This is a genomic window from Corallococcus praedator (assembly GCF_003612125.1).
GTDB lineage: Bacteria > Myxococcota > Myxococcia > Myxococcales > Myxococcaceae > Corallococcus > Corallococcus praedator.
In genome coordinates, this window is the sequence record NZ_RAWI01000423.1 from 1 (window position 1) to 7642 (window position 7642).

A 7642-nucleotide genomic window follows, 5' to 3' on the forward strand; every position below is an offset into this window, starting at 1 on the left:
CGCCCTCCACCGAGGCCCTTCGCTCCTTCCTCGCCTCGCGGCTGCCGGACTACATGCTGCCCGCCGCCTTCCTTCACCTCGCGGCACTCCCCCTCACCGCCAACGCCAAGCTCGACCGCAAGGCCCTTCCCGCCCCTGACTCCAGGCCTTCGCTCTCCCAGGACTTCGTCGCCCCTCGCGATGACGTCGAGTCCCTCCTCGCCTCCCTCTGGGCCTCCGTCCTCCACCTCCAGCGCGTCGGCATCCACGACAACTTCTTCGCCCTCGGCGGCCACTCCCTCCTCGCCACCCAGGCCCTCTCCCGCATCCGCTCCGCCTTCGGCATCGACCTGCCGCTTCGCGACCTCTTCGACTCACCCACCGTCGCCTCCCTCTCCCTTCGCATCCATGCGGCCCTGCGAGCGAAGTCGGGGCCCGTCGCGCCTCCACTGCTTCCTGTCCCGCGCACGGGCCGACTCCCGCTCTCCTTCGCCCAGCAGCGCCTCTTCTTCCTCGACCAGCTCGAACCCCTCAATCCCGCCTACAACATCCCCACGGCCGTCGTTCTAGACGGGGACCTGGATGTCGCGGCGATGGAGCGATGCTTCGACGAACTCGTCCAGCGCCACGAATCGCTGCGGACCACCTTCCACGCGGACGCGGACGCGGACGGGGCGGTGCAGCGCGTCTCGCCGCCCGCGCGATGGTCGCTTGCCGTGGAGCAGACCTCCGGGGCGTCCGTGGAAGAGCGCACCGCCGAAGCAAAGCGACTGGCCCTGGAGGAAGCGCAACGTCCCTTTGATCTCGCGCGGGGTCCGCTGCTGCGCACGCGCCTGTACCGCCTGGACGCGCGCGCGCACCTGTTGCTCGTGACGGTGCACCACATCATCTCGGACGGCTGGTCCATGTCGCTGCTGATCCGCGAGCTGGGCCTGCTCTACACGGCGTTCCGCGAACAGCGTCCCTCGCCGCTGCCCCCGCTCCCGGTCCAGTACGCGGACTACGCCGCCTGGCAGCAGGGTTGGTTGAAGGGGGATGTCCTCGAAGCCCAGCTCACCTGGTGGCGTCAGCACCTCGCGGGAGCGCCCCAGGTCTTGAGCCTGCCCACGGAGCACCCGAGGCCCGCGGTGCGCTCGCATCACGGGGCCACGCGAACCCTGCGCCTGCCCGACGCGGAGGCCCTGCGCGAGCGGGCCCGTGCAGAAGGCGTCACGCCCTTCATGCTGGTGCTGACGGCGTTCCAGGTCCTGCTGCACCGCTACTCCGGACAGGACGACCTGATCATCGGCACGGACGTGGCCAACCGCCATCACGCCGAAGTCGAAGGGTTGATGGGCTTCTTCGTCAACCAGCTCGCCCTGCGAAGCCGGCTGGACGGAGCCCCTACCTTCCGGGAGCTGCTGCATCAGACACGGGATGGCGTGCTCGACGCCCAGGCCCACCAGGACCTGCCCTTCGAGGAGCTGGTCCGGGTCCTCAACCCCGAGCGAAGCCTGCGGCACGCCCCGCTGTTCCAGGTGAAGCTCACCTACCAGTCCACGCCCCAGGGCGGCGTGATGGAGTTGCCCGGCCTGACGCTCAGGGGCCTGGGCACGGAGGAAGAAGCCGCTTCCGCCAAGCTGGACCTCACGCTGGTCGTCGCGGAGCAGGCGAAGGGTCTGTCCTTCGTGTGTGAATACGCCACGGACCTCTTCACCGCCCAGGGCATCGATCAGCTCCTCGAAGCCCTGAGGGTGCTCCTGGACGCCGCCGCGTCAAACCCAGACACCCGCGTCTGCGGACTCCCACTCCTGTCCGAGGAAACCCAGCGGCGAATCCTGGCGGACGGGCGTTCCACGCCGCCCCGGCCCCTGCCCGACACCCGCGCGGACGTCCTCTTCGAGGCCCAGGCCCGAAGCACTCCGGAGGCCCCGGCGGTTGTCATTGGAGGAGAACAGCTCACGTATCAGGAGCTGGATGCCCGGGCGAACCAGCTCGCGCACCACCTGCGCGCCCTGGGCATCGGGCCGGAGGGCCGCGTCGGTCTGTGCCTGGAGCGCTCGCCGGAGTTGATCATCGGAGCGCTGGGCGTGCTCAAGGCAGGAGGCGCCTTCGTCCCCCTCGATCCGGCCTATCCGAGCGAACGGCTCGCCTTCATGATGCGCGACGCCGTGCTTCCCCTGGTGCTCACCCAGGAAGCGCTCGCCGACGAACTCCCCGCGCAGGGAGAGCTGTTGCTCTGCCTGGATTCGGAATGGAGCCAGGTGGCGCGCAGGCCCCGGAGTTCCCTGCCCACCGTCACGCATCCCGAACACCTGGCCTATGCCATCTACACCTCGGGCTCCACGGGGCGGCCCAAGGGCACGCTGCTGTCGCACCGGGGCCTGTGCAACACGGCGCTGGAGGCAGCACGGGTGCAGCACCTGGGCCCCGGCCAGCGGGCCCTGCAGTTCGCGGCCACCGGTTTCGACGCGGCCATCTGGGAGATCTTCTCCGCGCTCCTGTCCGGGGCCGCGCTGTGCCTCGCGCCCAGGGACGCCCTGTTGCCCGGAGCGCCGCTCCAGGGCCTGCTCCAGGCCCAGGCCATCACCACCGCGACGCTCACGCCCTCCGCCCTGGCGCAGCTCGACCCGGACGCGCTTCCCACGCTCCAGACGGTGACCTCCGCGGGCGAGGCCTGCACGCCGGAGCTCGCGAAGCGGTGGAAGCCGGGACGCCGCTTCCTCAATGCCTACGGCCCCACCGAGGTGACGGTCTGCGCGACGGTCAGCGAGGACGTGGACACCACCCGCCCGTCCATCGGGCGCCCGCTGGCGAACGTCCAGGTCTACGTCCTGGACCGGCGACTGCATCCCGTTCCCAGGGGAGTCCCCGGGGAGCTGTTCGTGGGAGGGCCTGGACTCGCGCGCGGCTACTTGAACCGGCCCGGGCTGACCGCCGAGCGCTTCATCCCGCATCCCTTCGCGCAAGAGCCCGGGGCCCGGCTGTACCGGACCGGGGACCGCGCGCGCTTCCTCGCGAACGGTGAGCTGGAGTTCCTGGGCCGCTCGGACACCCAGGTCAAGGTGCGGGGCTTCCGCATCGAACTGGGCGAGCTGGAGGCCGCCCTGGAGCAACATCCCGGCGTGCGTCAGGCCGCCGTACGGGTGCGGGAGGACGCCGCGGACGACAAGCGGCTCGTGGCCTACGTCACGGCCCGGGACGGACACCGGTTGGAGGCCTCCGAAACGCGGACCTGGCTGGGCACGCTCCTGCCCCCCTTCATGATCCCGTCCCACATCGTCGTGCTGGAGCAACTGCCCCTCACGGCGCACGGCAAGGTGGACCTCCAGGCGCTCCCGTCACCGGATGCGACCGCGTCCAGCGCGAACACCTTCGTCCCTCCCCGGGATGCGCTGGAGCACCAGCTGGCGGCGCTCTTCGAGGAGACGCTCGGCCAGGGACCGGTGGGTGTGACGAGCAGCTTCTTCGACCTGGGAGGCCACTCGCTGCTCGCGGTCAAGCTGCTGCGGCGGATTGAAAAGGAGCTGGGCCACGCGCTGCCCATGTCGGCGCTCTTCGAGGACGCCACGGTGGAACACCTGGCGCGCCTGCTGCGGCAGGAGCCCCGGCCCTGGTCCCCGCTCGTCACGCTGGGCCGGGGTGGCAGCCAGCGTCCCTTCTTCTGCGTGCACCCGGTGGGCGGCAGTGTCCTCTGCTACACGGAGCTGGCGCGCGCCCTCGGACCGGATCAACCCTTCCACGGACTGCAGGCGCCGGGGCTGGACGGAGAACAGCCGCCGCTGGACACCGTGGAGGCGCTGGCGACGACCTACGTGGCCGCGGTGCGGAGCCTCCAGCCCCACGGGCCCTACCTCCTGGGAGGCTGGTCCCTGGGCGGCAACATCGCGCTCGAGATGGCCCAGCAGCTCCAGCGTCAGGGCGAGAAGGTGGCGCTGCTGGCCATCATCGACGGCCACGCGGGAGCCCCCGAAAGCCCCCTGCCCTCCGAGGAGACCACCGCGATCATGACCGCCCTCTTCGCCCGGGACCTCGCGGCCATCTCCGGTGAGCCGCCCCCCACGTCGGATGAGGCCCTGGCGAACCTGGAACCGGACGCGCTGCTCCAGCAGCTCCTGGAGGAAGGCCGCCGGAGCGCCGCCGTCCCGCCGGACACGGAGCTGCCCCGGCTGCGAGCCCTGCGACAGGTCTTCGAAAGCAACCTCCGGGCAAACACCGCCTACCGGCCCCAGCGCTATACGGGCTCCCTCGTGTTGTTCCGTTCCAGCGATCCGGGGAAGGATCCGCTGGAGCAGGAGCACAGCTGGCGTCAGGTGGCGCCCGACCACCTGGAGGTCCAGGACGTGCCGGGAGACCACTACTCGCTGCTCAGAGCCCCCCACGTCCAGACGCTCGCGACCCACTTGAAGGCCCGGTGGGCGGAAGCCCCGAGCGACGAAGCCCTCCCCCCCAAACAGTCCGCCTGACGCGCCGAGCACACACCCCATGGCCCGAATCGCCTTCTTTCCCCTCGCCCAGGTCGGCCACATCCACGCGACCTTCCACCTCGCCCGGAGGCTCCGCGCGAGAGGCCACGACGTGCACTACCTGTCGCTCTCCGACGCCGAGGAGCCGGTGCGAGCCCAGGGCTGGCCCTTCACGCCGGTGAGCGAAGCGCTGTTCCCCAGGGGCTTCCGGGACGCCTCGGAGTCCACGCTGGGCTCGGACGCGCCCCGGGAGAAGAAGCAGCAGGTCGCCCAGGAGATGCAGCGCCGGCTGCAGGCCTACGCCTCGGAGCTGCTCTTCGGGCCGGCCTTCGAGGCGCACCTGCGCGAGCTGCGTCCCGACCTGTTGCTGGTCGACAGCACCTATCCCCTGCCCGCGCTCGCCGCTCGCCGGCTGGGCCTCGGCACGGCCCTCTTCAGCACCACGCTGCCGCTGCGCGCCGACGCTGGCGTGCCCCCGCTGACCAGCACCGCTCCGCCGCCCACGGGCGCCTGGTCCCGGTTCAAGGTGCGCGCGGCCTGGACGCTCCAGGCGCAGGCCGGCCGGGCCGGCTACGGGCGGTTCCTGAGGGAGCAGGTCCAGGTCCTGACGCAGCGCCACCCGGAGGTGGGGGCGCTTTGCGACTTCCGCACCCACCTCCAGCACGGGCCGCACGTGGACCTTCCCACGCTGATTGCCTGCGCGGAGGCCTTCGACTTCCCGCGCGCGTCGACGAAGAACCTCCACTACATCGGGCCGGGGGTGGACCTGGAGCGCGCCGGTGCGTCCCTGCCGCCAGAGGTGGAGCAGGACCCGCGCCCCCTCCTCTACTGCTCGCTGGGAAGCCTGGGGCACCGTGCCGCGGCGCACCGGCCCTTCTTCCAGGCGGTGCTGGACATGGTGGCCCGCCGGCAGGACTGGCGGCTGCTGATGGCGGTGGGAGCGAACCTGGCGGCGGCGGACTTCCGGATCCCCGCCAACGCCACGGTGGTGCCCTTCGCGCCCCAGCTCGCGGCGCTGCGCAAGGCTTCGGTGATGGTGACCCACGGGGGCCTCAACAGCGTGAAGGAATGCCTCTGCCTGGGCGTCCCCATGCTGGTGTTCCCCACGGGCCTGGACCAGCCCGGCAATGCCGCCCGGGTGGTGCACCACGGGCTAGGGCGCCAGGGCGACATCCGGCGGGCCACCCCCGACACGCTGTCCGCCCTGCTGGACGCGGTGGTGGGGGACCCGGGCGTCCGGACCCGGGTGGACGCGATGCGGAAGGCCTTCCTCGCCCTGGACGGTTCGGACCGGGGAGTGGAGGCGGTGGAGGGCCTCCTCGGGGCGCCCTGAGGGTCCAGGGGCCGTGACGCCCCGGGGGGTCCCTTGATTCCTCCACTGCTGGACGGCCGGGGCTTCCGTGGCCGTCGCATCCTGCGAGGCCCTGTTATAAAGCGCCCCCCATGCTTGAGACCGTCACCAAGGGCTTCCGGGCCGCCAAGAACCGCCTCGCCGGCAAGAGCGAACTCACCCCCGACCTGGTGGACGAGTCGCTGCGAGACATCCGCGTTTCCCTGTTGGAGGCCGACGTCGCCTTCGACGTGGTGAAGAAGTTCGTCGCCCGCGTCCGCGAGAAGGCCGTGGGCGAGGTGGTGCAGACCACCGTCACGGACGCCGGGGGCCAGAAGCGCCGCGTGAGCGCGATGGACCACTTCATCAAGATCTGCCACGACGAGCTGGAAGCCCTGATGGGGCCGGTGGACACCAGCCTCCACCTGAAGCCCAAGGGTCAGCTGTCCGGCATCATGATGGTGGGCCTCCAGGGCTCCGGTAAGACGACGACGACGGGCAAGCTCGCCAGCCGGCTCCTCCAGGAAGGGCGCAAGCCGTTGCTGGTCGCGGCGGACATCTACCGTCCGGCCGCCGTCGACCAACTCAAGGTGCTGGGCGAGCGGCTGAAGGTCCCCGTGTACTTCGAGCCCGGCATCCAGCCCCCGGAGCTGGCGAAGCGGGGCTACGCGGCCGCGCGCGAGCAGAAGTGCGACGTGGTGCTCATCGACACCGCCGGTCGGCTCGCCATCGATGAGACGCTGATGACGGAGCTGGAGGCCATCAAGTCCAACGTGCAGCCGGACACCATCCTGCTGGTGTGCGACGCGATGATTGGCCAGGACTCGGTGCGCACGGCGGCCGAGTTCGACCGGCGCCTGACGCTGGACGGCTTCATCCTGACGAAGCTGGACGGTGACGCGCGTGGTGGCGCGGCGTTGTCCATCAAGGAGGTGACGGGCAAGCCCATCAAGTTCCTCGGCATGGGCGAGTCGATGGACAAGCTGGAGGAGTTCCGTCCGGAGGGCCTCGCGGGCCGCATCCTGGGCTTCGGCGACATCGTCGGCCTGATGAAGGACTTCGAGAAGGTCGTCGACGAGAAGAAGGCCGAGGACGACGCGCGCAAGCTGCTGTCCGGCCAGTTCTCGATGAAGGACTTCGTCGAGCAGATCCGCATGGTCCGCAAGATGGGCCCGCTCAAGGACCTGCTGGAGAAGTTCCCGCTCTTCGGGGACCTCACCGAGCACCTGAACCCGGATGAGAAGGAGCTCACGAAGATCGAGGCGATGTACGACTCGATGACGCAGAAGGAGCGCCTGCGTCCGGACCTCATCAATGCCAGCCGCATCAACCGCATCTCGAAGGGCAGCGGGCGCAAGCCGGAAGAGGTGAAGGAGCTGCTGCAGAAGTTCGGGATGATGCAGCAGGTGATGGGCACCATCGGCCAGAACCCGGGCCTGCTGGGCCGCATCCCCGGCTTCAAGCAGTTGGGGCAGCTGGGCCAGATGAAGAACATGGACCTGGGCAGCATGTTCGGGAAGGACCCGAAGGCGCTGGAGAAGGCCATGGCGGGGCTGGGAGGCGGGATGGGCGGCATGGGTGGAATGCCCATGCAGCTGCCGCAGATCGCCCCGGGCTACACGCCCCCCATGGGCCAGGCCGCGATGGCCAAGGCCCGCCTGATGGGCTACGCGCCGCCGGCGGTGGGCAAGACGGAGGATCGCGACGCGCTCAAGGAGCGGCGCAAGAAGGAGAAGGAGAACAAGAAGAAGAACCGCAAGAAGAAGTAGTCCGCTTCAGCGGCTCGAACTCGTAGTCGCCCGGACGGGTGATGCCCATGCGGTCCTGCGTCGAGCCGGAGAGGATGAAGATTTCGGCCGGTCCCAGGTGACGGTGCGGCGCGAACACC

General features: G+C 70.2%; 4 protein-coding genes. 3 read left to right on the forward strand and 1 reads right to left on the reverse strand.

Features of this window, described 5'->3' with window-relative positions; genetic code table 11:
• The 3 genes from D7Y13_RS34915 to ffh form a co-directional block, all read left to right on the forward strand.
• Positions 1 to 4424 (forward strand): non-ribosomal peptide synthetase (locus D7Y13_RS34915; protein ID WP_147452561.1); only part of this gene is annotated, 4424 nt, incomplete at its 5' end.
• A gap of 19 nt (positions 4425 to 4443) precedes the next feature.
• Positions 4444 to 5757: a glycosyltransferase gene (locus tag D7Y13_RS34920; protein WP_120581881.1), complete on the forward strand. Its 1314-nt coding sequence runs from the start codon at positions 4444 to 4446 to the stop codon at positions 5755 to 5757.
• A 110-nt stretch (positions 5758 to 5867) separates the two neighbouring features.
• A complete protein-coding gene (ffh, locus tag D7Y13_RS34925; protein ID WP_120531293.1) occupies positions 5868 to 7523 on the forward strand; it encodes a signal recognition particle protein in 1656 nt (551 codons plus the stop codon).
• Here ffh and D7Y13_RS49590 read toward each other — a convergent pair.
• The gene (locus tag D7Y13_RS49590; protein WP_439329250.1) at positions 7465 to 7641 is read right to left on the reverse strand and encodes a cupin domain-containing protein; all 177 of its coding nucleotides are present in this window, start codon (positions 7639 to 7641) and stop codon (positions 7465 to 7467) included. The two genes, ffh and D7Y13_RS49590, sit on opposite strands and share 59 nt — an antisense overlap.
• Position 7642: the final 1 nt, after the last annotated feature.